General features: G+C 45.1%; 25 protein-coding genes and 1 riboswitch. Of the genes, 17 read left to right on the top strand and 8 right to left on the bottom strand.

Translation table 11 applies throughout. The features are described 5' to 3' along the window. Nucleotides 1–48 precede the first annotated feature (48 nt). The 3 genes from Q5L94_RS09770 (at nucleotide 49) to Q5L94_RS09780 (ending at nucleotide 2,940) form a co-directional block, all read left to right on the top strand. The gene (locus tag Q5L94_RS09770; protein WP_317498250.1) at nucleotides 49–285 is read left to right on the top strand and encodes a helix-turn-helix transcriptional regulator; all 237 of its coding nucleotides are present in this window, start codon (nucleotides 49–51) and stop codon (nucleotides 283–285) included. Beyond that, nucleotides 275–1,780: a YfjI family protein gene (locus Q5L94_RS09775; RefSeq protein ID WP_317498251.1), complete on the top strand. Its 1,506-nt coding sequence runs from the start codon at nucleotides 275–277 to the stop codon at nucleotides 1,778–1,780. Before Q5L94_RS09770 ends, Q5L94_RS09775 begins: the two co-directional genes overlap by 11 nt. A 488-nt stretch (nucleotides 1,781–2,268) precedes the next feature. Next, nucleotides 2,269–2,940 (top strand): inovirus-type Gp2 protein, encoded by a 672-nt coding sequence (locus tag Q5L94_RS09780; protein WP_317498252.1) that lies wholly within the window; start codon nucleotides 2,269–2,271, stop codon nucleotides 2,938–2,940. Between the two features lie 88 nt (nucleotides 2,941–3,028). Here the strand turns inward: Q5L94_RS09780 and radC are convergent, their stop codons facing one another. Beyond that, nucleotides 3,029–3,502, bottom strand: coding sequence for a RadC family protein (radC, locus tag Q5L94_RS09785; protein ID WP_317498253.1), 474 nt, complete (start codon nucleotides 3,500–3,502; stop codon nucleotides 3,029–3,031). A 129-nt stretch (nucleotides 3,503–3,631) separates the two neighbouring features. On the opposite strand from radC, the gene Q5L94_RS09790 reads away from it, so the two are divergent. The 4 genes from Q5L94_RS09790 to Q5L94_RS09805 all read left to right on the top strand — a co-directional run bounded on the left by Q5L94_RS09790 (nucleotide 3,632) and on the right by Q5L94_RS09805 (nucleotide 5,035). Further along, nucleotides 3,632–3,838: an AlpA family transcriptional regulator gene (locus tag Q5L94_RS09790; protein ID WP_317498254.1), complete on the top strand. Its 207-nt coding sequence runs from the start codon at nucleotides 3,632–3,634 to the stop codon at nucleotides 3,836–3,838. Between the two features lie 43 nt (nucleotides 3,839–3,881). After that, on the top strand, nucleotides 3,882–4,391 hold the full coding sequence (locus tag Q5L94_RS09795; RefSeq protein WP_317498255.1) for a hypothetical protein: 510 nt from the start codon (nucleotides 3,882–3,884) through the stop codon (nucleotides 4,389–4,391). Between the two features lie 202 nt (nucleotides 4,392–4,593). Next, a complete protein-coding gene (locus tag Q5L94_RS09800) occupies nucleotides 4,594–4,761 on the top strand; it encodes a hypothetical protein (protein ID WP_317498256.1) in 168 nt (55 codons plus the stop codon). 46 nt (nucleotides 4,762–4,807) lie between these two features. Continuing rightward, the gene (locus tag Q5L94_RS09805) at nucleotides 4,808–5,035 is read left to right on the top strand and encodes a hypothetical protein (protein ID WP_317498257.1); all 228 of its coding nucleotides are present in this window, start codon (nucleotides 4,808–4,810) and stop codon (nucleotides 5,033–5,035) included. Between the two features lie 157 nt (nucleotides 5,036–5,192). On the opposite strand, the gene Q5L94_RS09810 is transcribed toward Q5L94_RS09805, so the two are convergent. Then, nucleotides 5,193–7,301, bottom strand: coding sequence for an AAA family ATPase (locus Q5L94_RS09810; protein ID WP_317498258.1), 2,109 nt, complete (start codon nucleotides 7,299–7,301; stop codon nucleotides 5,193–5,195). Nucleotides 7,302–7,517: 216 nt separating this feature from the next. Between Q5L94_RS09810 and Q5L94_RS09815 the strand changes: the two genes are divergently transcribed. Beyond that, nucleotides 7,518–7,703, top strand: coding sequence for a carbon storage regulator (locus Q5L94_RS09815; protein WP_317498259.1), 186 nt, complete (start codon nucleotides 7,518–7,520; stop codon nucleotides 7,701–7,703). A gap of 15 nt (nucleotides 7,704–7,718) precedes the next feature. Here the strand turns inward: Q5L94_RS09815 and Q5L94_RS09820 are convergent, their stop codons facing one another. The 5 genes from Q5L94_RS09820 to Q5L94_RS09840 all read right to left on the bottom strand — a co-directional run bounded on the left by Q5L94_RS09820 (nucleotide 7,719) and on the right by Q5L94_RS09840 (nucleotide 12,156). Next, a complete protein-coding gene (locus Q5L94_RS09820; protein ID WP_317498260.1) occupies nucleotides 7,719–8,051 on the bottom strand; it encodes a LytTR family DNA-binding domain-containing protein in 333 nt (110 codons plus the stop codon). 11 nt (nucleotides 8,052–8,062) lie between these two features. Next, the gene (locus tag Q5L94_RS09825; RefSeq protein WP_317498261.1) at nucleotides 8,063–8,440 is read right to left on the bottom strand and encodes a hypothetical protein; all 378 of its coding nucleotides are present in this window, start codon (nucleotides 8,438–8,440) and stop codon (nucleotides 8,063–8,065) included. A 122-nt stretch (nucleotides 8,441–8,562) separates the two neighbouring features. Continuing rightward, complete coding sequence (locus Q5L94_RS09830; protein ID WP_317498262.1) at nucleotides 8,563–9,123, bottom strand: tyrosine-type recombinase/integrase; 561 nt, start codon at nucleotides 9,121–9,123, stop codon at nucleotides 8,563–8,565. Nucleotides 9,124–9,598: 475 nt separating this feature from the next. Beyond that, on the bottom strand, nucleotides 9,599–10,099 hold the full coding sequence (locus Q5L94_RS09835) for a cytochrome b/b6 domain-containing protein (protein ID WP_110014385.1): 501 nt from the start codon (nucleotides 10,097–10,099) through the stop codon (nucleotides 9,599–9,601). Between the two features lie 80 nt (nucleotides 10,100–10,179). After that, a complete protein-coding gene (locus tag Q5L94_RS09840) occupies nucleotides 10,180–12,156 on the bottom strand; it encodes an LTA synthase family protein (protein WP_317498263.1) in 1,977 nt (658 codons plus the stop codon). A 109-nt stretch (nucleotides 12,157–12,265) separates the two neighbouring features. On the opposite strand from Q5L94_RS09840, the gene Q5L94_RS09845 reads away from it, so the two are divergent. From Q5L94_RS09845 to Q5L94_RS09865, 5 genes are read left to right on the top strand one after another with little or no spacing between them, the layout of a single operon-like run. Continuing rightward, the gene (locus tag Q5L94_RS09845) at nucleotides 12,266–12,628 is read left to right on the top strand and encodes a diacylglycerol kinase (protein WP_110014387.1); all 363 of its coding nucleotides are present in this window, start codon (nucleotides 12,266–12,268) and stop codon (nucleotides 12,626–12,628) included. Beyond that, nucleotides 12,616–13,311: a phosphatase PAP2 family protein gene (locus Q5L94_RS09850; RefSeq protein ID WP_110014388.1), complete on the top strand. Its 696-nt coding sequence runs from the start codon at nucleotides 12,616–12,618 to the stop codon at nucleotides 13,309–13,311. The genes Q5L94_RS09845 and Q5L94_RS09850 overlap by 13 nt, the downstream gene beginning before the upstream one ends. Further along, nucleotides 13,292–14,875 carry a phosphoethanolamine transferase gene (locus Q5L94_RS09855; RefSeq protein ID WP_110014389.1) on the top strand — a complete coding sequence of 528 codons (1,584 nt, stop codon included), beginning with the start codon at nucleotides 13,292–13,294 and terminating at the stop codon, nucleotides 14,873–14,875. Before Q5L94_RS09850 ends, Q5L94_RS09855 begins: the two co-directional genes overlap by 20 nt. Then, nucleotides 14,856–15,521 (top strand): response regulator transcription factor, encoded by a 666-nt coding sequence (locus tag Q5L94_RS09860; RefSeq protein ID WP_110014390.1) that lies wholly within the window; start codon nucleotides 14,856–14,858, stop codon nucleotides 15,519–15,521. Before Q5L94_RS09855 ends, Q5L94_RS09860 begins: the two co-directional genes overlap by 20 nt. Continuing rightward, complete coding sequence (locus Q5L94_RS09865) at nucleotides 15,518–16,903, top strand: ATP-binding protein (protein WP_110014391.1); 1,386 nt, start codon at nucleotides 15,518–15,520, stop codon at nucleotides 16,901–16,903. Before Q5L94_RS09860 ends, Q5L94_RS09865 begins: the two co-directional genes overlap by 4 nt. 38 nt (nucleotides 16,904–16,941) lie before the next feature. Here the strand turns inward: Q5L94_RS09865 and Q5L94_RS09870 are convergent, their stop codons facing one another. Then, on the bottom strand, nucleotides 16,942–17,499 hold the full coding sequence (locus tag Q5L94_RS09870) for a manganese efflux pump MntP family protein (RefSeq protein WP_110014392.1): 558 nt from the start codon (nucleotides 17,497–17,499) through the stop codon (nucleotides 16,942–16,944). A 38-nt stretch (nucleotides 17,500–17,537) separates the two neighbouring features. Beyond that, nucleotides 17,538–17,675, bottom strand: a riboswitch (yybP-ykoY riboswitch). A 539-nt stretch (nucleotides 17,676–18,214) separates the two neighbouring features. Between Q5L94_RS09870 and Q5L94_RS09875 the strand changes: the two genes are divergently transcribed. From Q5L94_RS09875 to Q5L94_RS09890, 4 genes are all read left to right on the top strand, one after another. Continuing rightward, on the top strand, nucleotides 18,215–19,465 hold the full coding sequence (locus Q5L94_RS09875) for a TolC family protein (protein WP_317498264.1): 1,251 nt from the start codon (nucleotides 18,215–18,217) through the stop codon (nucleotides 19,463–19,465). A gap of 3 nt (nucleotides 19,466–19,468) precedes the next feature. Continuing rightward, nucleotides 19,469–20,614 (top strand): efflux RND transporter periplasmic adaptor subunit, encoded by a 1,146-nt coding sequence (locus Q5L94_RS09880; RefSeq protein WP_054490611.1) that lies wholly within the window; start codon nucleotides 19,469–19,471, stop codon nucleotides 20,612–20,614. Nucleotides 20,615–20,625: 11 nt separating this feature from the next. Continuing rightward, a complete protein-coding gene (locus tag Q5L94_RS09885) occupies nucleotides 20,626–23,823 on the top strand; it encodes a CusA/CzcA family heavy metal efflux RND transporter (protein WP_317498265.1) in 3,198 nt (1,065 codons plus the stop codon). 62 nt (nucleotides 23,824–23,885) lie between these two features. After that, complete coding sequence (locus Q5L94_RS09890) at nucleotides 23,886–24,773, top strand: cation diffusion facilitator family transporter (protein ID WP_317498266.1); 888 nt, start codon at nucleotides 23,886–23,888, stop codon at nucleotides 24,771–24,773. Nucleotides 24,774–24,775: the final 2 nt, after the last annotated feature.

A 24,775-nucleotide genomic window follows, 5' to 3' on the forward strand; every position in this document is an offset into this window, starting at 1 on the left:
CTGTAATAATTCTCGTGTTCCGCAATTTCGCAAGAAGAAGGAGGAGGCATGCTGAACGAACACAAAAACATCCGACTACCAGGCAAAGTATTACGACTTCAAGAGGTGCTTGATTTACTGTCGATTTCAAAATCGTACCACTTTGCAAAGTTGGATAAAAACTCGAAAAGCTACGACCCCACCTACCCTAAGCCTATTAGCGTTGGTGAGCGGTCTGTGCGCTATATAGAGCAAGAGGTAATTGACTGGGTAAACGCACGAAAGGAGGAAAGAAATGCGAGTTAGAGGTGTACCAAATTTATCGAATCCGAACAGAAGTCTTAAAAATGGATTAATTTATAGCCCTGTGACCCATGGGGTCGTGACATCACTGATGTCGAGTGTACAAGCCCCTGGTGAGCTAATTTTACAAACAATATTGGGGGCTATTTCCACTGCCGCTCAAGGGAAGGTTGATGTAGAAAGAATATATGGAGGTTCAGGACCAGTCTCTACCTTCACGTGCGTAAAAGCTGATTCGGGAGAGCGTAAGACTGGCGTAGCTAGCAAAGTATACAAACCAATAATTGATTTTGAACGTCGGGAGGAAAAAAAATTCGAAGAGGAATGGACAGACTATGAGATCCGACAAGAAATTTTTGCTGAACAAGAGCACCTGATAAAGCTCAAGCTTAAGAAAGCTATAAAGTCCAACAACACGGAAGCCATTTTCGAGGCTAAATGGGAGTTAAAACAGTGGCAAAGTGAAAAGCCGAAGCGGCCTATCAAACAACAACTTATTTACGAGAATATAACTCCCGAGTCCCTTCAAATTGAAATGAAGGATGGCTTTGGTAATGTCGCGCTTGTTTCTAACGAGGGAGCCACTGTGCTCGAAGGGCCTATCACTAGAGCCTTAGCCTTCCTGAATAGCTTGTGGTCAGGAGAGCGTTTCACTGTCAGTCGTAAAACCGCGAGAAGCTTTACTCTTACCGATACCAGACTAACACTTTCTCTTCTAATTCAACCAAGTGCAATCGAAAAGTTTCTTAAGAAAAAGGGGCCCGAAGCTTTAGGCATTGGCTTTTTAGGTAGATTCATTTTCTGCAATCCACAAACGACTCAGGGAACACGTTTCATCAGTCAATCTAATCAAGGCTGTGAGAGTGGTTATGCAAATTATTTAAAGAGAATGGAGGAAATCTTAACGGAGTTAAAAGACATGGGCGACTCCTCTAAACCAGAACGAACAGTTATCCGTTTTTCAGACGAGGTAAAAGGCTATGCTCGTGAGCTATACAACGAGATTGAAGCAATGCTAGGACCCCGGGGGCGATTTGAGTACGCAAAAGACCACGGTAATAAACTCTTTGAGAATATCACTCGTATCGCTGCGCTCTTGTCTTACTTCGAACACGGTAAAGACGAAAAAATAAGCCTAGGCATTTTCCAGGATGCCGAGCGTATTGCGTTTCATTTTTCTGATTCTTATATCCAGGCTTTCCAAGTTTATCCAGATTACCTGAAAGATGCTTACGCGCTGCAGGAATACTGCCAAACCAAGCGGGAAAGTGGTGAACGGTATATATCTAAAGCAAAAATTCGCCGCAGTGGTCCAAGCAGACTTAGAAACCTAGAAACCTTAACGAGAGCAATAGAGCTCTTACAATCTTGGGGGGAGTTAATGGTCTATACAGAACCAACTACTAGACTAGTGTACCTCGACCTAAACCCTAATCTATTCCATGAGCCACACATGTGGAACAGATTCTACGACAAGTACAAAAGCCATCGTCTGTAACTATAAATTGAACGGTAAATTAAGGAGGTGACGTAAGTAGGCATTCTCAATGCCTACCAGGTTTCAGCGCTGAAACCACTCAAAAGATGGATATTTCTGATACGGATATCAGGAGTATCAAGGTTTTCGGCCATTTCGACTTGAGAATGGCCTGAAAACGGCTCTAGCTGCGAGGAACTGATCAGCCTCGTAGCATTGCCAAACCGGCAAAATTTTTTGCCAAGTAGATTCTAACTTCCGAACACGAAAGGTTAATCAAAATCGTCGGGAACACCGTCACGTTGAATCAAAATGTGACGTGAATGCCGACACTTGTTTTCTCGGTAATAGTAATACTTATTACTAATGCTGTTTATATCATTCATTGGTACGTCTAGTAACCAATGCTTAGCCAATGATAGGTAAGCCCCAAAGCTTACCGTCTGACTTATGGTTAAAGATTACAGGATCAGATCATATATGAGTGGTCAATGATCAAGGAGCAAAATATGAATTTACCAACACGCAACCCTATGAACCACAACCATACGCTCTACTACGATAGCTGGTACAGAGGTTTCCCTTTGTGGTCTCAACATGTGCCATATATTGAGGGGGACTTAAGTCGCCTTTATAACACCATGGAGCGAGCTCTCAAAGGTCATAATAGAACGTTAGCAGTGCGATTTGACTTGAAGGTGCCATTAGCCGGTATGCCTCCGCATCGTGTATCACCGATGGAAGACTTCTTTCGAGCCATCAACCGAAAAGTTAAAACCAAATACGAGAATGAGAAAGAGCTAAACCCCTATCCTCACAAGTGTACTGTCCGCTATGCCCAAAAAGTCGAGCAAAGCGTGCAGTCTCCGTATGAGCATTACCACGTCGTACTGTTCGTAAGTAACGACATGTTCATGCGAGTTGGTCATCTAGGCCCTGACGATGACTCGCAGTTAGCGGTAATCATCAGAGAAACTTGGCATAACGTCGTTGGTGTTGATGAGAATACAACTGAATACCTAATACATGGCTCTACGCCCTCTTGCTACCGTCTACAGGGTCCGTTAGATTCTTTTGACCCTGACCATCAAAAAGCATTTCGACATTTCAGTTATTTATGCAAGGAAAACACGACGCTCTATCGTCGTGGACGCCCTGCGTTCACTACAAGCCGTAAATAAGACAAAAAATAAAGCGCCAGCATGAGGCACCAAGCAACGCAGAAGAGGCCCAGGGAAAACCTCTTCTACGCGCTTAGCGGCATTACAACTACAACAATCCCCTTTCAGCAAACGAAACCGTGTCTTGGCCTACTACTATGTGGTCAAGCACGGGGACGTCTATGTAATTGAGCGCGTCCTTGATACGCGTGGTCACACGCTTGTCAGCTTCCGATGGCTCAGTCACACCCGATGGATGGTTGTGCGCCAGGATGACAGCAGCAGCGTTCTGCTGAAGCACTTCCTTCATCACCTCACGGGGATACACCGGGGCAGCGTTGATCGTCCCAAAGAACAACTCCTTATACTCAATCAGCCGGTGCTGTGAGTCCATCAACAGGATGGCGAACACCTCACGCTTTTGATGCGCCAGCTTGTACCTAAGGAAGTCTTTTGCTGCAGATGGGCTAGTGAAGCCCTCCCCCTTCAAAAACTTCGTCTCGAGAATCTCAGACGCTTTGTTCAGCACATCAACCTCAGTCATTGGCCCATTCGTTACATACTCAGCGTTTTGCTCGTGCATTTTGTGTCTCCATGTTTTCGATTCTTGAATGCACGTGCGTGATATAGGCCTGAAATTCGGTAGGTTCTTTATTCGCCTTAATTCATCTCAATTCCTACTAATCCTATGACACAAAACAAGGAGAAGCTCATGCGGTTTCTAAGGTTAAGCGAGGTTCAAGAACGCGTCGGGCTGGGGCGTACCTCAATTTATAAAATGATGGGGGAAGGCAAGTTCCCCAAACCTGTCAACACACTGGGAAGAAATGTCGCCTGGTTAGACTCAGAAATTGATGAGTGGATGATGGACCGTATTGACGAAAAGCGCGGTTTGTCAGTCCCAAAAATTAAGTATTGAGCCTGCAGGGCTATTTAGACGTCTTAACAACGAGGAAGTCACTATGGAGCTCTCGTTCCTCAACGCTAGCGATATCGTCAAAGCGCACTTAGCATTACACGGCAAGGTGGAGCCTACGGTGAATACTTCAGCCTTGATAAAAATTTGTATCGTTATCGGCAGAAAGTACGATGGTTTCGACGTCAGCCTTGAAACCATCTTTCAGATTGCAGCTGAATACGGCATTCAGCTGGCGCATAACAACTGGCACCCGAATCCAGACAAAGCCGCCGAAACAGCATACATAACCTGTGTGCTGCATTTGAATCGTTACGGCATCGATATGGACTGCTCTCACCGCGATTTGCTTCTTATGATTCGAGACAGCTGGACCCAGCCAAAAAAACTTGCGGTTCACATGCTCAAAAAATACCTAAACAGCATCGCTGCCAAGTACAACCAGCATTGCCGTACAAGCCTAAATTTTGAAATCGCCGACAGTTCGGTTAGAGAACCAATGCACTGTCATGAGTTGGCGAATGTCGCGTCCCGACTCGCTAAGAGTTTCAAGTGAGGAGATAGTAACTATCAGAACGTAAGCTTTTTGAAATAAAATCAAAAAAATTTTAGGGATAAACGCCCCATCATCGCTGACTAAAAGCCCATGAACAGCCACCAACCAAACACCCTAAAAAGCGCGCCATACAAGGGCTATTGACTATACTCTCTAAACATTGAGAAGCTATTCAAGCAACTGATTTTAAACGGAGATAATCATGTCAAAAGTCAACTGTCCTGAATGCCGTGGTCGTGGTGAAATTCCTTGTCCGTTAGACCATGGGGGCGGCCCTCACCCAGAAAGCTGCCCCACTTGTGGAGGAGACTCACGCGTGCGCATCGAGTGCCCATACTTTGATGGTGACGGAAAGGTGAACGACGAGTAATTGGTTACGCGGGGCACAGCGCTCCGCCATTTCACAGGAATTAGAAATGAGTATTTGGGATACGATATACAAAACAGGGAAAGATATTCTCTCAGGCGCAATAGAGCAGACATCAGAAGTGACTGAAGCTCACAAGAGACTCAAAGGCAAGAGCGATAAGGAACTACTGGATATAGCGAATCAATCAGCGTGGAAGTCTGAAGGAAAGGATCAGGTGGTGGCAAAAAATATGTTACGGAAGCGTGGCTATACTGACTCCCAAATCAAGCGATAACACAAGCCAGCCGATGCACTCTCATCGGCTAGCGTTCATTTGTGCTTCTTTATTAGGAACCATAATTGGTCCGCTTCGTGCCAAGAACTGATGTTCACGTCTACATTTGCTGCTGGTTTGGAACGAAACAAAAAGACAGTCCTACAAACTGCGCTTGTTAGATGCTTTGCTGCAAGGTTGTAATGTATTTATCACACTCTTCAACAATGTACTGCGGCACCGTTTGATACTTTGCAGGATTTAACTGGTAAATGTAGTCATTTTCAATATGAAAAGCTTGATTAATAAATTTCAGCACTACGTCCGCCTGATCGTTATCACTATTTCTCTCCGATAAAATTCTGTATAAATGTAATTTTTCATAATTATTTGGACAAGAATTATACAGTTCGATCATAGCAGAATTATCACAAATCAACTCAATAAAGTCTGAATAGTTAAAATCTTGAATTTGCCGCTGGATCTCGGTTTCGGCCTCTTGTACTTCTTCCTCGGACATCTCGCGGGACGTCCCACTATCAAACATTAGAGGAATTGATCTTCCATGGAGTGCATTTGATATGAGCTGATACGCCACTCCCCTTGAATTCACAATCTCATACGTTCTACGCAAATAGACAAGCTTCGTTACCACGCTAGTGTCACTTGTAATATTTGAAACATTAACGTCTACGAACGTCATGATATCGTCTTTATCAATATCTATCTCAATTAGTTGACCGTTGTCATTCTGAAGAAAAGAAGCACTGGGCTTTTCAAATCTGTCTGTATGGTGATAAAGCATATCGACTATTGGCTCGAAATCATGACTAAGCAACAAGACAGTCTTACCTCGAAAAGTTTTCTCCTTTCTAAAAAGCATCTCCACAATTGCGTATTTTTTATTCTTGTCAAAAGAGGAAATGGGATCATCTAGGACGATTAGATCGGGAGAGTTTTTGACTGCATCGTACATAAATAATACCAACGCAAAAGCATTTCTTTCACCGTAACTGAGCACATCCCTAACACCAGAAACCTCTCCTGATTTAAGGTCAGCATGAAGAAGTTTTAGCTTGTGTTTTCCTGACTCGTCTTCAACAAGGTCGACAGTGTATCTATAGCCAGCATTACGAAGAAACGAATTCATAGCCTCCTTGTTCTCTTCCACTACTTCCTCAATATGTCGTTTCTGAATCGCTATTCTTCCCTGTAGCTGACCGGCCTTTTGAATTAGCCTATCAATTGACTCATTAACTTTTGCTATTTTTGAGAGAGTTTCGTCAGATTGTAAATGTGCATATAGATTTTGATCTATTTTATATTTTTGTAGCTCCTCGATTACTTTACCGACGTCTTTAAAAGTAAAAAAGTCCATACCCTTTAGATGCTTAAACATACTGTTAAGCCGGTCTACTTGCCCTTTTACCTCAAGGAGAAAACCAGTCTGTTCTTCTGTGTAGCCTTCAACGCTTGAAATGAATTCATTTATTACTTCTTTTGTTTTTTCAGAAAAGTATTTATCAAGTCGCTGAAATATTTTTACGAGGTTATTTAAATTTTGAATTGATTTTGGATCATAAACATCTCCAACGCGTTTTATAGTGTCTTTTACATCTTTAACATCACTGACACAATAAGGACAATTATCCGACTCTTCTAAAAACTGTGCTCCATCTAGTTGCCATTTAACCCACTTAACATTTTCCTGACCTTGAATAAAGTTCTCGTATATTTCAAGACCCTCTGGAATATTAGCTACCTTATTCCCTCCTTTTAGAGCTTTAGCTACTGTGCTAGATCCATGTACACCGTTCTTAGTTGGCTTGCCAAAGCTACTGCTCAACTCATCAAAATCTGCTATCAAAGCCTCTATCTCATCATCTTCCTTAAAGTGGCTCTTTATTTCAGATACAAGATCTTCTATCTCAGCCATAACCAAGTCATACTGTTCATCTCTGATGAGGATATCAAAGCTGCCCTTAAGCAACTCGTCTGGTTGAAACGCAAATTCGTTAATATAAGACTCGTCAAACACTTTGATACTATTAACTGCTTCGCACCCTACAACCGTTGGATTGACCGAGTCATCTTCTAATGCCTTGAAAGGTGTGAGATCCATCAGGTCATTAGTGCCATTGAGCCTTGATGAGACTGATTTTTGAATCGACTTTGAGACAGTGCTTTTACCTGTACCATTGATAGCGTATTTAATATTTAGTGCGCCTTCCGCAATTGTTACTACTCCGTTTTCAATGTTATTGCAGTTACTAATTTCAATTTCCATACCACACTCCTTTGTTTTAGCTAGCCTGGCACCTAAAAGCTTGTGAGCAAGAGCATGCATAGTCATGTCCCTTACCAGTCACTTTAGTTACTATCGTCAAAAAGTCCAAGGACCTCGCTCACAACGGACCCAACTGCAAGCTATGAAGTATCTCGAATAATGGTATTATGCCATAGTCCCTCGGGACATTTACTCATATTGGAAAAGGACTTCAACATGCTAATTCTGAGTCGCAGGTCATCCGAAAAACTAACAATAGGTCATGACATAACCGTCACTGTTTGTAGGATCAAAGATGGTCAGGTAAAGCTTGGTATCGATGCGCCAGCAGACGTCGTCGTTATGCGAGACGATGCTGCTACACAGGCACCTAAGACAAAAAATAAGCCCAGGGTAACTTAACCCTGAGCCTACGCCTTACAATCCAAGTTCTATCATTAGCTGGCGCTTATAGTTGCCGCCAAGTGGAAGCACTGTTTCGTCAGCCAGTTCGACTTCCTGGTATCGACCCAGCTCTGACAGCAGCTTTCGCAAATGGTCACGTTTTACAATATGGCTTCGGTGGATTCGAATGAATCTATCATCCAGTATGTCTTCCATATCCGACAGCGTTGCTCGATGAAGCACTCGCTCGTTGCCAAAGTAGATCTTCACGTAATTACCAAACGCTTCCACACGCTCGATGGAAGCAACAGCAACAAAACGAACCTCACCAGGGCACGTTTTAACGGCAATAATGTTTCGTCTCATGCTACCCATACCTAGTCCCTCTCCATAACCAGGTCGGCATCGATGCTATTACCACCAGCCAGTCGAATCGACGTTCGCCCTTTTATTGAGTAGTTATTGTAAATAGCAAACAGCAACGTTGTGCTGAGCCCTATCGCCACGATGGCGGTGGTCAGTGAGCCGGTGGATAAGGTTCCGATAATGCCTGAGCCCCACCCCAGCGGATTCCAGAAGTTGGTAGCAAAGACCCCAGCTGAACCGACAGCTAACGCAAAGGCACCGGATGATGCTGACTTTAACATTTTTACGTCATCAGCCAACGACGCGCTTTTTACAGCAATTGTTTTGTCTTGTCTTTCGATAGCACGCTCGAGCTCTGACTTGGTGTATACGACTGTTACGTTCGACATAAATTCTCTCCTAATTGACAGTTAATTAACTGCAGCCGTAACTGCCATTAGGTGATATAGGTTTTAATCTCGCTCGATTGTTAATCTAGGTAGACGAAACAAAAAATAGGGGCTTTTAGCCCCTATAGCTCTAACTCAGCAAAGTCCCGGTCAACATCTTCCTGAGTAATGCCAATATAACGCAGCGTCACAGCCTCAGAGCTATGACGTAGCATCTTCATTACCCTGGCGATGTCATTGGTGTTCTTATAAAGATGATAACCTCGTGTCTTCCGCATTGAGTGAGTACCCAGTTTAATACCAACCTCCTCCCCTATCGCCGCGAACGCCCGCGAAACGTAACGGCGGCTAATCGGGGCCTCGTCCAAACCTTTGGACCATTGGTTCCGGTAGGACTGAAACAAGTAAACATGATCAGGATGCTCATCTTTAATGCGAGCAATAACCGACCGTGCTTTGTCGTTCAATTTAATTGTTGCTTGTTTCGAGGTTTTCCCCTCAACCAGGGTCAAGCGCTCGTCGTTAATGTTTTCAAATTTGATGGATAGCAGATCCGAGATCCGTAATGCCAGGTTCAAGCCAACATCCCAAACGTCAGCAATTTGCTGACCATAAGTTCGTTTGAGAAGGTAGCTTATCAGCTTTACGGTATCCAGATCTTTAACCGCTTGTACTTCGGCCATGATCGAGTTCCTTTTTTGCTGTAAAACGTGATTTTGAGTACTTAAGAGGGTATAAAGGGGGAAATAGCCCGTTTTTAGTGAGTTTGCTTGTTCCCGTTATTGCATTTTGGGAACATCGTCTTTCCTTGTGCTTTACGCCCAACGAGATGATGTATGTTTCAAATATTTAGAGGCTGATTCGAGAAGGACTCCTAACGTTACTAATTCTAGCTAAACGAATAAGGAGCTTTAATTGGCTGACTACATAAACAAAAATATTCTAAGCCAAGCATTCATTCACGTTGAACCGACTTCTCTTTACTCAAATGAAGCTATAGTGGCCTAATTAATTAGGTAGCCAAATCAACTATGCCACTACAAACCAATTAATTTCAAAAACTTCTGCATCAATGGTACGGAAGTGTTAGCCAATTGATTGACCAGTCAAACTCGATGACTGTGGGCATGCCTAACGACATGCTCCTTTTTTAAATTATTATTGCTCAGAATTTACCAGATATTCAAAAGTAGCTGCCAAGATGTGTATCGCCAGTAAAACAGGCAGTAGATACAAGCCAAACAGTTTGTGTACTTCTTCCGCAGGTTCATGAATAACTTTTAGTGCCGTTAAGTCAAACTGAACGCTAAACCAGTTAAACACGACTACCGCTTCATTTTCAGTAAAAAGATAAAGCGGACCAGTTATAACTAATACCACCAAACTCAACAGAATAAGATAATGAACACCGCGCGCAATAATTCCTTTTACATCCATCGAATGTGTTTTCGGAAAACCCTGTTTTAGGCGGTAAGTTGTTCGCCACAACAAAAACCAGAACGCAAAAAAACCGATGCTAATATGGACTGCTTTTAAAAAACCTTCGGTACTTTCTTCAGCAGCAAAAAGCATCATATAGCCGAGCGTGAGCATAACGGTCACAAGAATAACCGTGAACCAGTGATTAATCTTTGATAAGCCAGAGTAGTGGGTATTCATAAAGCCCCCTTTTGATTGTCAGGAATCATTATGAATACCCTTTATTAAGAAAATCTTAAGCGACCAGACTAATAAGCACTCTAGTTGAGACCTTCCGGCACAAAGTAAGCCCGATTTTGATACAGCCAGGATGGCAACAACGCATGTGCCAGTGCCTCTTCGTGTAATTGGCTATTCGTCTTATCATCTGCGACAAAGCGGTTTTTCTGAACGTCGTAATGACCCGTCATATCCTCGCCCGGCGTTAATATGGCCACGCCCTCGTTAGTCATCCACGCATAATTACTACCAAACTGCATCATCGCACGATTAGCGGGTGGTACATCTTTTGCTGATAGATCCTGCCCTATTGCCGGGGTCCAGGCAGAAATACCCGCAAGCGATATAACGGTCGGTAATAAATCAATTTGACTGGCTATTGAGTCGATTTCCCTGGGTTGAATCGACCCACCCAAAATAAGTCCGGGTATACGGAATTTATTAATGGGCACTAATTCGTTGCCGTAGACACGCGTATCATGGTCAGCAACAATCAGAAAAATTGTATCCTCCCAATAGTCACTATTTTTAGCCTTTTCAATGAACTGACTCAAAGCAAAATCAGCGTATTTCACGGCATTCTCAACCGTATTTTTTGGCTTTGAATAAAGCTCAATTGCATTGTCAGGAAACTCAAACGGCTCGTGGTTTGAAGAAGTGAAAACTAAACTAAAGAAGGGTTGTCCGGCTTTTCCCAGTTCTTCCAAGCGCTGATGCGCGGTATTAAATAAATCGCCGTCACTTACTCCCCAACTACCCAAAAATTGTGGATTAGTGATGTCACTTTGCCCCAGTGTTGACTGAAAGCCGTTGCCGATGAAAAAGGTTCCCATATTGTCAAAATGTGTTTCACCACCGTAAATAAACTCGGTGAAATAGCCTTTACGCGACAGCAAATCAGCCGCTGTGTAAAAGTTTTGCTGCGACAAGGAGAGTTTTACCGTGCTGCGTGCAGGTGTCGGTAAAAAGCTTGAAATGACCGCTTCAATGCCACGAACCGAACGCGTTCCCGTCGCGTATAGTTGCTTAAACCACCAACCTTCCTGCCGCAACTGTTCAAGGTTTGGCGTCACACCAATGCCACCTAAATCTTTAACAAAAGTAGCCCCCAGACTTTCTTCCAGAATAACAACAATATTCTTCGGTTTATCGTAGTTACGGGAAGCGGTATTAAAATGCACCGTTGGGTATTGCTCTGACGGAAAGGTCTTCGCGACTAAGTGAGGTTGTTTTTTCGCGGTATTGAGTATTTGCTCGATTGAGGCACTACCATAAACACGGGCAGCACTCCCCTCGTGGCGTATATTATAAATTGCGTATTCCACCGAATAAGCTGAACTAATAATTAAACTATTCACCAATGCATCAGAGGTCACCGCGAAAAAGGCCGGGTTAGCCGGCCGATGCGCCAGGGTTGAACGAACCCCCGCAAAAACAAGAATCACCAATACCGGCCAGACAATCAGCGAACTGACAATGTGTTTGTGCCCAACGCCGGTTGATCTATTCAAGCACTTTGCTAATTTAGTTAACCCATATAAAAAGCCAATCACAACCACACCGCTTAAAAATAACCAGGGTTTAAAACCGCCCCAGAGCGTACTAAACACTTCTTTGGGGTATGCTAAATATTCAATAAACAAACGGTTAGGCCGCAAATCGTACTGCATAATAAAGGCAGGCGTTGATATCTCCATAAACGCAATATAGGTAATAGCAACAATCAGCCAGATGCCCTGAATTTTCTGCCAAAGCCCGACACCCCAGCGGTTTAGAAATAGCGGCGCCAATAACAATAATGGCAGTGTCAGATACCCCATCTGAACAACGTCAGCCCTCAATCCCATCATCATCAGATAGCCAATATTTCCGGCCTCTGTTACGCGCTCATGCTGCCAGATAAAGAGCAGTAGACGGCTGACACTCAAAATAATTAACCCAAGCCCAAACCCGGTAATCAGCGTGCGATAGTGCGCTAACGACCTTCCCCCTCTCTTTAGCAAATAAACATTATGCATTAACAATCCAACCCAGTTTTGATGATGGTTTGGATAGTAAACGGGGAACCTTAAGCTGAACTTAATATTGGTTGCTTAGGATGCAGTTTTTATCGTGACAGGAATCATCATGAAACCAGGTAAAATCGGAATAATCCGAATACTTCATGCAACTCGGTATTCCATAAAAGGGCTTAAGGCTGCATGGCTTTTTGAAGCGGCGTTCCGTCAAGAAGTGGTACTGGTCATTTTATTAGCGCCTATTTTAATTCTGGCACCGCTGGCGCTAATAGAGCGACTAATAATGTTTTTGTCTCTGTCCGGCTTGCTCATTACTGAATTGCTTAATTCCGCTGTCGAAGCTGTGGTCGATCGCATCGGTGAGGACTTTCACGAACTTAGCGGGCGCGCGAAGGATATTGCGTCGGCTGCCGTATTCCTTGCCATCCTTCAGTTCATCATCGTTTGGGCAGCGCTATTATGGCCGTTTTGAAAATGACAACGATCTGGCAACGTTGGCTGTTTACGCTACTAATTTTTATTGCTGTATTAACAACGGCAGAATTATTTGATCTCAAGTTTTTAGTTGCCAATAAACTCTATCAACTCGAGGGTTTTCAGTGGTCACTTAAACACCACTTTGTTACTGAAACTATTTTTCATGAAGGTGTGCGCAACCTCAATCTAATCGCAGTCATTTCGCTATTAGCCTTGACCTTAGTCCAGTTTTTTCCGGGAAAAAATCACTCTCAGCGGCGTCGCTATGTGCTGCTGCTCTTATCCCTTTTACTGTCTTTTGGCTTGGTTAATTACCTCAAGGCCACTCTGGGTATGGACTGCCCCTGGGATCTGCGTCTATACGGCGGCACTAAACCCTACGTTAATTTGTGGTCGTTAAGTGACAGTCACTTTAGCTCTGGACGATGCTTTCCGTCGGGGCATTCGAGTATCGGTTTTGCGTGGATCGGACTTTATTTTTTCTGGCGTAAAAACCGCCCCGACCTTGCTAAGACATCGGCCGTTTTGTCACTTCTTGTCGGCTTCATCCTCGGCTTTGCACAACAACTGCGTGGCGCCCACTTCTTCGTCGACGATATCGCCACAGCCTTTATTTGCTGGAGCATCGCGTTATTCATTTTTCATATAGGTGAACAGCATGAAACGACTAACCCTTAATTTTTCACTACTGTTAACGGTCGTTGCGACCTGGTTAACCTTTGCCTACTCCGGCCCATTGTTAAGCGCTTTGGAGGCTTACGGTGTAAAACCATTCACACAGTTTAAGTTAATGGCATTCACACTCTGTTTTTATGCCTTTGTGCTAGCGTTAAGCCGGTTCGTTAATGCGTTCAAGCCACTGGCGATTATTTTAATGATTGTGGCTGCACCAGCCTCATTTTATATGTTGCAATACGGCATTGTTATTGACCCCGACATGCTTATCAACACCATAGAAACCGATCCGGCAGAGGCAGGAGACCAACTTTCTACCGGTTTTTTTATCACATTAATAGCACTGGGTATCGTCCCTTCTTTATTGCTGGTGTACATAAAAATCCCCAAAGCAAGACCGCTAACACAGATTAAACAGAGTCTTGTTGCAACAGCCTGCTTCTGCTTTTTAGCGGTTGGTATTGCTTATACAAGTTATGACGACTTTGCCTCCTTATTTCGTAACCATCGGGATATAAAATATCGGATCGCACCCTTCAATGTCGTCTCTGCGAGCGTCTCAGTTGTAAGACAAAAGCTCGAGAAGCCGGCTCAGTTTACCGCTTTGGGGCAGGACGCAGTGCAAACTAAAGCCTCGGAAAAACCAAGAATCATGGTGGTCGTATTGGGCGAAACGGCACGTGCCGATCACTTCTCACTCAATGGCTATGATCGGCCGACAACCCCCATGCTCTCGGAACTGGCAACATCAGAGCAACTCTTGAGCTACAAAGATGCTATGTCATGCGGCACAGCCACGGCTGTCTCTGTTCCCTGTATGTTCAGTTTTTTAACGGCTGATAATTATTCCAACGCCGCCAGAAGTTCGAGTAATGTATTAGATGTTTTAGAAACCGCCGGTATCAATGCGACCTGGATTGAAAATAACTCCGGGTGCAAAGACGTCTGTAACCGTATTAATACCATTGTAATGAATGAAAATAGGTGTGGAGAAACGGGCTGCTACGACTTTGATATGCTTGATGAATTGAAATCCTGGTTACAAAACATCACTCAGGATTCAATCATTGTACTTCACCAAATGGGCAGCCACGGACCAGCATACTACGAGCGTTCACCAGAAAAACTCAAACGATTTTTTCCGGAATGCAAAAGCCGGGAATTAACGAACTGCACAAAAGACGAAATTATAAATGCCTACGACAACAGCTTATTGATAACGGACCGGCTCGTCAGTCAGGTCATTAGGTTGTTGAGGAGCCACAACGAGCTGGACAGCAGCATGATGTATGTATCCGACCACGGTGAGTCCCTAGGTGATAACGGTATCTACCTGCATGGTTTACCGAACTGGTTAGCCCCTAAAGAACAGCGTCATATTCCATGGATAACCTGGCCTACAAAGACATTTGAAATGACGAAAAATAATTCAGATGCCGATATTAGCCATGATAATTTCTCGCATACTGTATTGGGTTACTTTAATGTAGAAACGTCACTTTATAATGCAAACCTTGATTTAACGCAGATTAACGAGAGATATGCGAATGCGTCTACTACTCCTTGAAGATGACAAAACCTTGGCAGAAGGTATCATTAAAGGCCTGAACCGTATGGGTTATGTTGTCGAACTAGCTATGAATCTGTCACAAGCGGAAAGTGCTCTCAAAACCGACCAATTCGAACTCGCAATCTTTGATCTCGGCCTACCCGATGGTAATGCGGTATCCCTCATCAAAAAGCTCCGCAAGGCAGGCCAACAAGTTCCTATTGTCGTGCTCACCGCTTGGGATGACATTGATACGAAGGTGCTGGCACTGAATGAGGGAGCCAATGACTACGTTGTAAAGCCATTTGAACTGCGTGAGTTAGAAGCCCGTATTCGGGTTCAGGTACGAAAAGCAAACCAGCAATTAAACGATGTTATAATCTGCGGTGAGCTCAGTGTTGATATCGCATCACAACAATGTCGTTTCCGCAATAAAGTCATCAATTTGACCCGGTTAGAATGGTTGTTAGTTAAACAATTAGCATTACATATGGGCAGAATAGTGAGTAAAGAGCAACTAGAGAGCGCATGTTATGGTTGGAATGGTGATAACGAAAGCAATTCGTTAGAGGTTCACATTCACCATTTGCGCAAGAAACTGGATCCTAGCCTGATAACCACCATCCGGGGTTTAGGCTATCGATTAAAAGACGAATCATTATGAAACTTTGGTCGCTTCGCCGCTCATTGGTTATTGGCATTAACTTAGCTGTAATTGCGGTATTAGCGATTACAGCCTGGACCAGTTATCGGGATATCCTGCACGAATTGGATGAAGTTTTTGATGCGCAACTCGCACAAACCGCAAAGTCGCTAGCAACATTTTATACACCGTCCCCGGAAACTCACTCAGTACCCAAAAGAATCCCGATATCAAACTATGATGATACCGGTGAAGACGAGCCCGCTAATGAGAGGGGCCCTAGCGGCCATAAGTACGAGTCAAAAATCGGCTATCATATATACAGTGCCAATGGTGAATTGTTGGCTTTCACCAATCAGCTCCGGGTACTACCACTTAAAAATTTAGAGGCTGGCTACCATACGTTAGAGAATGATGCGCAAACATGGTTTATTTACAGTTATTTCTCAGAATCTAAAGGCATCTGGGTGCGCACTTTTCAACGACAGGATGTACGCAGTGAGCTAAGTGGCTACCTGGCTTCAGAACAACTATACCCGCTATTATTGATGTGGGTTCCTATCAGCCTAATTATACTCTTCATTATTTATCTTGTACTGAAACCCGTTAACAGATTTGCCTTAGACTTAAGAGCCAGAGCGTTAAATAACCTGTCTCCAATTGAGTCCGACCTGCCCAAAGAGTTGATCCCGATAAAACAGGCAATTAATAAACTATTACATCAAATTAAGATGTTTTCAGAGCGGGAAAAGCGCTTTATTGCTGATGCGTCACATGAATTGCGCACACCGTTAAGCGCCATTCAGGTACATGCGGAAAATATTATTCATGCTGAATCTCTGGAGGATTCTAAACAGTCCGGTAAAGCTATTTTTCATGCCGTAGAGCGGATGTCGCATTTAGTTAATCAACTCTTGCGTTTAAATCGACTGGATAGTTTGGATAATTCTGCCGACTTTGATGAAATTGAAATTAAAACCTTGGTTTCCTTAGCGATTGATAGCCTACCCATCAATCAAGTCGAGGACTACCAATGGCAAATCGGTGTTCCCACAATAAAAATAACGTGCAATAACGCGTTAATAGTCAGCGCATTGACCAACCTCTTATCCAACGCAATGAAATTTTCACCGGCAGACTCCACTATACAAATAGAAGCGGTTGATACATCGGCAAGCATTATTATCAAGATAAGAGATCAAGGCAGCGGTGTGCCCGCCGAAATAACTGAACAAATGGGAGAGCGTTTTTATCGATTCCGCGAACACACTAATATCGCCGGCTCTGGTCTGGGGCTGTCCATCACCTCGAAAATAATACAATTGCACCATGGCAAGATATCATTTAACAATATCCAGCCATCTGGGTTTGAAGTGCAGATAGAGCTACCAAATTCAGATTAGACAGTGAAATTATAGCGTTATCCTAATAAACTCTTTTCTTATATGTGGCTTAACAAGATCCAAAAACCCACTCCAATTAAAGTAATCCCGCCGAACATTTCTGCCCAATGACCTATTACCGCTCCAACAAAGCGCCCTAACATCACTCCCAAAGTAACCATAAGGGTTGTAGCTAAACCGATAAGCACCGCGGCAAGCCAAATATTCACATCAATAAAGGCCAGGCCTACACCAACTGCCATGGCATCAATGCTGGTGCCTAACGCCGTAAGAGAAACTTTAAAAAACGATTGTCTGGAGGGTTTGTCTACCTCTTCTCCGCCGGGTCTAAAGCCTTCATAAACCATATGTAAACCAAGGGCCAGCAATAAAAAGAAGGCTACCCAATGATCCCAGACTTCAACATAAGAGGCTGCTGATTTACCGACCAACCAACCAATAACAGGGGTTATTGCTTCAATCGTCCCGAAAATCACGCCCATTCTTAGTGCTTCGAAAAAACGAGGACGGTTAAGACTTGCCCCTTTACCGACAGCCGCAGAAAAAGCGTCCGTTGACATAGAAAAAGCAAGTAAAAGAAGAGCAATTAGGTTCATTGAGTTATCTCCGGCTGTGCATTCTGAGTCCACGATATACCCACACGCCCAACCTTCAGCATGGATATATCGATGGTCTCGCCAACCGAGAGGTGTTCGCACCATGGCATGTGGCCAATTATGTTGACACGAACGCTTCCAACTATGGAAACAGGCTACTCCCCAAAGATGAGCTATATTACCAATCAACCTAAGATTTCACAAACTTTGCTCAGCCTCTAACATTGGGAACTCAAGTAGATTCTTGTAAACCCATATTAATTACGTTATCGTTTAATAGCTTTACAAACCAAGGGCTATAATGTTCAGACTGGGGTTTATCATAGTGATTTTGTTTGCGGTTCTGACTCAAATTAGTCAGGCAGTCGCAGACGTGCACCAGTCTCACCAGTCTTCCTCCGAACAGCACCTCAGCTTTGAGCACGACGAATCTCATATTGATAAGGAGGAGCTTCCTCTTAATGGCGATATCAGTTTTGATTGTCATCATTGCTGTCACTGCCACGGTTCATTCCATCTTTATGCAATGAAATCAGAAAAAGCTATGGCGCTCCCTCGTTTCAAAACGTCTCGCTCTGGTTATATTGAAGTTTATTCTAACCCTTTATCTTTACCGCTATTTCGGCCTCCAATCTCCTCATAACTGTTTTAAACGTTGCAACGCAGCGGATCAATTCGAATTATTAACGCAGTAAAATGACCGAGGAGTCTCTCTATGGGTCCATTTTCGACACATAGCAAACGCTTGTTTGTTGCCGCCAGCCTGGCAATAAGCTCAAGCTATGCCCATGCACAGGATCTGTCCGAGCAGTGGCAACAAACTGTTCAGCAACACCCCAGTGTTGAAGCAGCTCAACAGCAGGCTGAAGCACTCATTCAACAGGGCAAACAATTAAGTCAGCCTTTGTACAACCCTAGCTTATCGTCACGCTTAGAGCGTGAGGGTGACATCAATAATTACGCTGTTGGTCTAAGCCAAACGCTGGACTGGAGCACTCGCAATGAAGCAAGAGCCAGTCAGAGTGACGCCATGACGGCTATGGCAGTGAGTATTTATCGCCAGTCGGCGACATCGCATGCTAAAACTCTGTTGAATGTCTATGTGCAATGGCTGGATGCAAAACAGCGTTACGCACTGGCCGAGCAGCAAGAGAAAATCGTTAAACAGGCGATAAGCCTGGTTGCCGAACGACGTAAAGCCGGTGACTTAGGTGCCGTCGACGAACAACTGACGGTACTCGCACTAAGTCGGCAACTGCAACAAACGGCAGCGGCTTATCAACAACTGCAATCCGCTGAAGCAGAGTTGAACGCTCTGCTAACCACGATTGATGTCGCTCAACTCTCCGTGAATGAGGAGCTATTTAACGTTGAACCTGCGTTAACGGCTCGCTGGCAACAACATCCGGCGTTAAAAGCTGCTTACCTGCAATGGCAATTAAAGCGCGCCGATGTCGACTGGAAACGCTCGTTAACCTCCGCCAACCCAACCGTAGGCGTCGAAGCGGGCGAGAGCGATAACGAAACAGTAATTGGCTTATCATTCAGCATTCCACTACAGGTTCGCAATAACTACAGCGATGCGGTGCGCGCAGCCAATAGCGAAGCTGTTGCTGAAGAAAAACGTTTGATTGCACTAAGGCAACAATGGCAAGCAGCACTGAAATCATCTCTTAACAATTATCGCTTTGTGAAAAAACAGTGGCAAAGCTGGCAAAAAGACTTTCAATCTCGGCAGGATGAGTCGATGCAGGTGATTGAACAGTCCTGGCTCGCCGGTGACCTATCCACCACAGACTACCTCACCGCTGTGCAACAGCAGCTCGATAGCCAATTTGCAGGGATAGCGCTGCAAACACAATATCGGTTGGCCGCCATTGAATGGTTGTACCGTTCGGGCGAACTCAGTAAAGCGCTGACGTTATCGCCGTTAAGCCAGCCAACAAACGCAGAGATTGGAGAGTAAACGATGTCAGTAAAACCTTTATACGCAGCAATAGCACTTGCGCTGAGCTTTTCGGTTATGGCGCAGGATGAACACGGACACGACGAAAAAGAAGATACCCACAAGGAAAAAGGCAAACACGAGCAAGGTGAACATAAGGAAAGTGCAGGCGTGGAGCTATCCAGCAAGCAGCTGTCCATGGCGTATATCACCACGCGAACCTTGCAAACTCAAGTTATTGAATACCCGGTTTATGCTCCGGGCGAGGTGGTTGCTAACGACTTTAACAGCTACATCGTGAGTCCGCGCATCGACTCGACCGTGCTCAAACGTTTTGTCAGTATTGGCGACCACGTCGAAAAAGGTGAGCCGCTGGCAACCCTCTTCAGCGCGACCATGGCGGAGGCGCAAAGTCAGTATTTGGTCACACTTAACGAGTGGCAACGCGTGCAGTCACTCGGCGAGTCAACGGTGGGTGAAAAACGCTTTGTCGAAGCGAAAAACGCCTTTACCTCAGCGCAAGCGCAACTCAAAGCATTTGGTATGTCAGCCAGCGACATTAAGCGTTTAAGTAAAGCTAACTACCCTATCGGCGAATACCAACTGACCTCAGAAATTGGCGGGATTGTGGTTAGCGATAACTTCAAGCAAGGCCAGCAAGTTAATGCCGGTAATCACTTGGTTGAAGTGCTGCAAGAAGAAACCTTGTGGGTTAATGCTCGTCTACCAGGCTCAGCTGACCTTAGTGTGCAGTTTGGTGATCCTGTTACAGTGAGTGTCGACAATCAGCGCTTTGCGGCAAAAGTCATTCAGGAAGGCCACACAATAGACCATAAAACCCGCACCCGAACGGTACGACTTGCGGTAAATAACGAAAAGGACCAATTACACCCTGGTTTATTTGCGGATGTTTATTTCTCAGTCAAGTCGGATGGACCGGTGCTTGCAGTTAAGGACTCAGCCTTAATGCGGGCCCCTGATGGTGACTGGCAGATATTCATTGAGCACGAACCCGGAAAGTTTGAACCGAAGAAAGTCGAATTGGTTGATGAAAAGGGTCCGTGGAAAGTTATTCGAGGCGTTAAGGAAGGCACAAAATACGTAGACAACGGCGCGTTTTTCGTTCGCTCACAAATCGCTAAAGGCGGTTTTGACCCACATAACCACTAACAGGAGGTTGTATGTTTCAGCGCATTATTCAGTTTGCTGTCGCCAATCGCCTGTTATTGGTATTGGCTTTATTCAGCATCAGCATTGCGTCATTTTTTGTTATTCCCAAACTTAATCTGGATGCCTTCCCCGATGTTACCAACGTTCAGGTAACGGTAAATACGGAGGCCCCCGGGTTAGCAGCGACCGAAGTCGAGCAGCTGATTACCTATCCGATAGAGTCGGTGATGTATGCTCTGCCCGACGTCAAAGAGGTTCGGTCAATCTCAAAAACAGGTTTATCGGGCATTACCGTAGTGTTTGACGAGAGTGTCGATATCTACTTTGCCCGGCAACTGGTGTTTGAACGACTGCAGGCGGCAAAGGAGTTGATACCCGAAGGCGTAGGTACACCCGAAATGGGTCCTAACTCTTCCGGCCTCGGCCAGGTTTATCAGTATCTGCTACTTGCCGAACCGGGCTCCGGTGTCAGCAGTATGGAGCTACGCAGTCTTAACGACTATGTGGTTAAACTGCTACTAATGCCCGTTGAGGGAATTACCGAAGTCTTGTCCTTTGGCGGTAAGGTTAAGCAATATCAGGTTAACCTAAATCCCGCGAAGTTACTGTCTTACGAACTCACACAGCAAGATGTGATGAGCGCGGTCAACAAGAATAACGGTAACGTTGGTGGTTGGTATATGCCCCGCGGTCAGGAGCAGTTGGTTATTCGCGGCACCGGCTGGTTGGATAGCGGTAAAAAAGGCCTGCAACAAATACGACAAATACCGCTCAAAACCGTTGACGGCGTTTCCGTAACACTGAGCCAGGTTGCCGACGTCGAAATCGGTAGTGAAATTCGCCAGGGGGCGGTCTCAATGTCGCGTAAAGTCGACAGCGAGGTTAACCAGCTGGGCGAAGTGGTGTCGGGTATTGTGCTCAAACGCATGGGCTCGAATACCAAAGCCACCATCGACGGTATTAAAAAGCGCATTCCGCTTATTCAGCAAGCATTACCCGAGGGTGTCACCTTTGAGCCGTATTATGATCAGGCCGATTTAATACAAAAAGCCGTATCTACGGTCGCGTATTCACTGCTCATTGCCTTTGTCTTTATTATCGCAGTATTAGCACTGTTTTTGCTCAACATACGCGCTACTTTTTTAGTGTTACTGTCCATTCCCGTTTCTATCGCCATTGCCCTGATGGTAATGTCCGCAATGGGCATGTCAGCTAACCTGATGTCGCTGGGCGGGATTGCTGTTGCAATTGGTATGCTGGTCGACGGCTCCGTGGTGATGGTTGAAAACATCTTTAAGCACTTAAGTCGCCCGGATAGTGAACACCAAGACGACGCCGAGCAACGCACAGAGCACCGCGACCCAGATCCTCAGGCAGCCAAACTCGATAGCCATGGTATCAAGCTGCGAGTTAAAGAAGCAGCTAACGAAGTGGCACGACCGGTGTTCTTTGCCGCCATGATTATCTTGGTGGTCTTTATGCCACTGTTTAGTTTTCAGGGTGTTGAAGCTAAATTATTTGAGCCCATGGCTATCAGTATTATGTTGGCCATTATCTCCGCGGTTTTTGTGGCCATTATGGTTGTACCGGCATTAGCCAGTTACTTTTTCAGTCGGGGTATTAAGCCTCGTGAAAATAAACTACTTAAACCACTAGATAATGGTTATAAAAGACTATTGTCGGTCGCTTTACGCAGTAAAAAGGCCGTTATTACCCTGGCCGGTGTGCTGTTTGTCGGCGCCTTGGTGTTAGTGCCTCGTCTCGGCACGGAGTTCGCTCCCGAACTGGAAGAAGGCACGATTAATATTCGCGTGACATTAGCCCCCTCCTCTAACCTTGAAACGGCCTTAGAGGTGGCACCTAAGCTTGAAAAAATCTTGATGTCGTTCCCGGAAACCACCTATGCACTCAGCCGCATTGGACGAGCCGAGGTGGGCGGTGATCCAGAGCCTATCAGCAATATCGAGATATACGTGGGTCTTAAGCCGCAGTCTGAATGGACAACAGCATCGGATCGCTACGCCTTACAAGAAAAAATGGAGGCAAAACTCGATGCTCACCCAGGCTTGTTGTTTAATTTTTCACAACCTATCGCAACACGGGTTGATGAACTGCTCTCAGGTGTAAAATCGCAACTAGCCATCAAACTATTTGGACCCGAGATTGACGTGCTGGCCCGTAAAGGCCAGGAAATAGAAAGTGCCGTCAAGCAAGTTGACGGGGCCATTGCGGTAGCGATGGAGCAAATAAAAGGTGAAGCACAACTGGTGGTTTCGCCGAAACGCCAACAACTATCACGCTACGGCTTAAATGCCTCCGATGTACTAAGTGTTGTCGACAATGGCTTAGGCGGCGCTTCGGCAGGGCAGATCATTCGCGGTAATGAGCGCTATGATATTTACGTGCGGCTGGCCAAGCAATTCCGCGATACGCCGGAGTCTATTCGCTCGCTACGCCTGTTAACCCCCTCAGGGGCCTGGGTAACCTTAGGCGAAGTCGCCAACGTTGCAATTGAATCAGGACCACCGCAAATCCGTCGTGATGATGTCCAGCGTCGCGTTGTGATTCAATCAAACGTTCAGGGTCGTGACATGGGCAGCGTGGTTGCCGATATTCGGAAGGCGATTGACGAAAAGGTGGATTTACCAACCGGTTACTCAGTCGACATTGGTGGCCAGTTCGAAAGTCAACAACGAGCACAGGAGCGCTTGTCCATTGTCGTTCCCATATCGCTGGCACTCATCGCCCTGCTGCTTTATTTTGCTTTCGGCACCATGGGTCAAGCCATGTTGATTTTGGTGAATGTACCATTGGCAGTCATCGGCGGTATTGTGGCTCTCTATGTGTCAGGACAGTACTTATCGGTGCCCAGCGCCGTGGGTTTCATCACACTGTTTGGTGTGGCGGTACTAAACGGTGTGGTTCTGGTCGAGAGTATTAACCAGAGAATAACCGATGGGCATGCGGTTAATGATGCCGTGTTTGATGGCGCATGGTCGCGACTCCGCCCAGTATTGATGACTGCAATAACCTCAGCGTTAGGACTCATTCCCATGCTGTTTGCAACCGGTGCAGGGGCTGAAATTCAACGCCCACTGGCTACCGTCATTGTTGGTGGTTTGGTATCAGCTACTCTGCTGACATTGGTTATCTTACCCGTGCTCTATCCTTGGTTTTCGAAACAAAAAATTAAGGATTTAAGCCGTTAGGGTTCAATAGCATTTAAGGGGACGGTTATTGTCGCCCCCTTTTATTAAAAGAGGAACGTATTATGGGACATCACCATAACCATGATCACTCAAAGGACATGCCGTCCAACCGATTAGGTTGGGCATTTCTGCTTAACTTTGTTTTTACCATTATTGAGTTCATTGGTGGTTTTCTTACCAACAGTACCGCCATTTTAGCTGATGCCGTTCATGATCTTGGCGATAGCCTGTCGTTAGGTCTCGCGTGGATACTAAATAAACTTGGCAAAAAACAGGCTAACCAACACTTTACCTACGGTTATAAGAGACTGAATCTTGCCGGTGCATTTATTAATGCCGTTGTGTTAATCGCAGGCTCTGCCTGGGTACTTGTGGAAGCAATTCCCAGACTCTGGAACCCTCTGATGCCCGTCGCTGATGGCATGATTGCTTTAGCCGTCGTTGGCATTACAGTTAATGGATTTGCTGCTTACAAATTGTCAGAGGGCAAAACGTTAAACGAACGCGTTATTAACTGGCACTTGCTGGAGGATGTTCTCGGCTGGGTCGCTGTACTTATCGTTGGTATTGTTTTGCTGTTTGTGGATTGGCCAATTCTCGATCCGCTACTGTCGATTGGTTTTACTATGTTTGTTTTAGTGAATGTGCTGCGCAACCTGTGGGCAACGCTGAAACTCTTCATACAAGCAACTCCGGACAAAGAAACCTACAGACAAGTCGCTGACACTTTACTGGAGCTACCTCATGTTGCTGACCTACACCATCTGCATTTTTGGTCACTAGATGGCGAGGAGCATGTATTAACCGTTCATTTGGTGTTATCTAAAAACCTTGATATCGAGGCCCGTAGCGATTTAAAACAGCGCATCGATGACGTCCTTGCGCCCTATGCTTTAAGCCATACAACGGTAGAACTAGAAGATCCTGATGAAGCCTGTAGGGACAACTGATA

It is taken from the genome of Idiomarina sp. Sol25 (genome assembly GCF_033052775.1).
Lineage (GTDB): Bacteria > Pseudomonadota > Gammaproteobacteria > Enterobacterales > Alteromonadaceae > Idiomarina.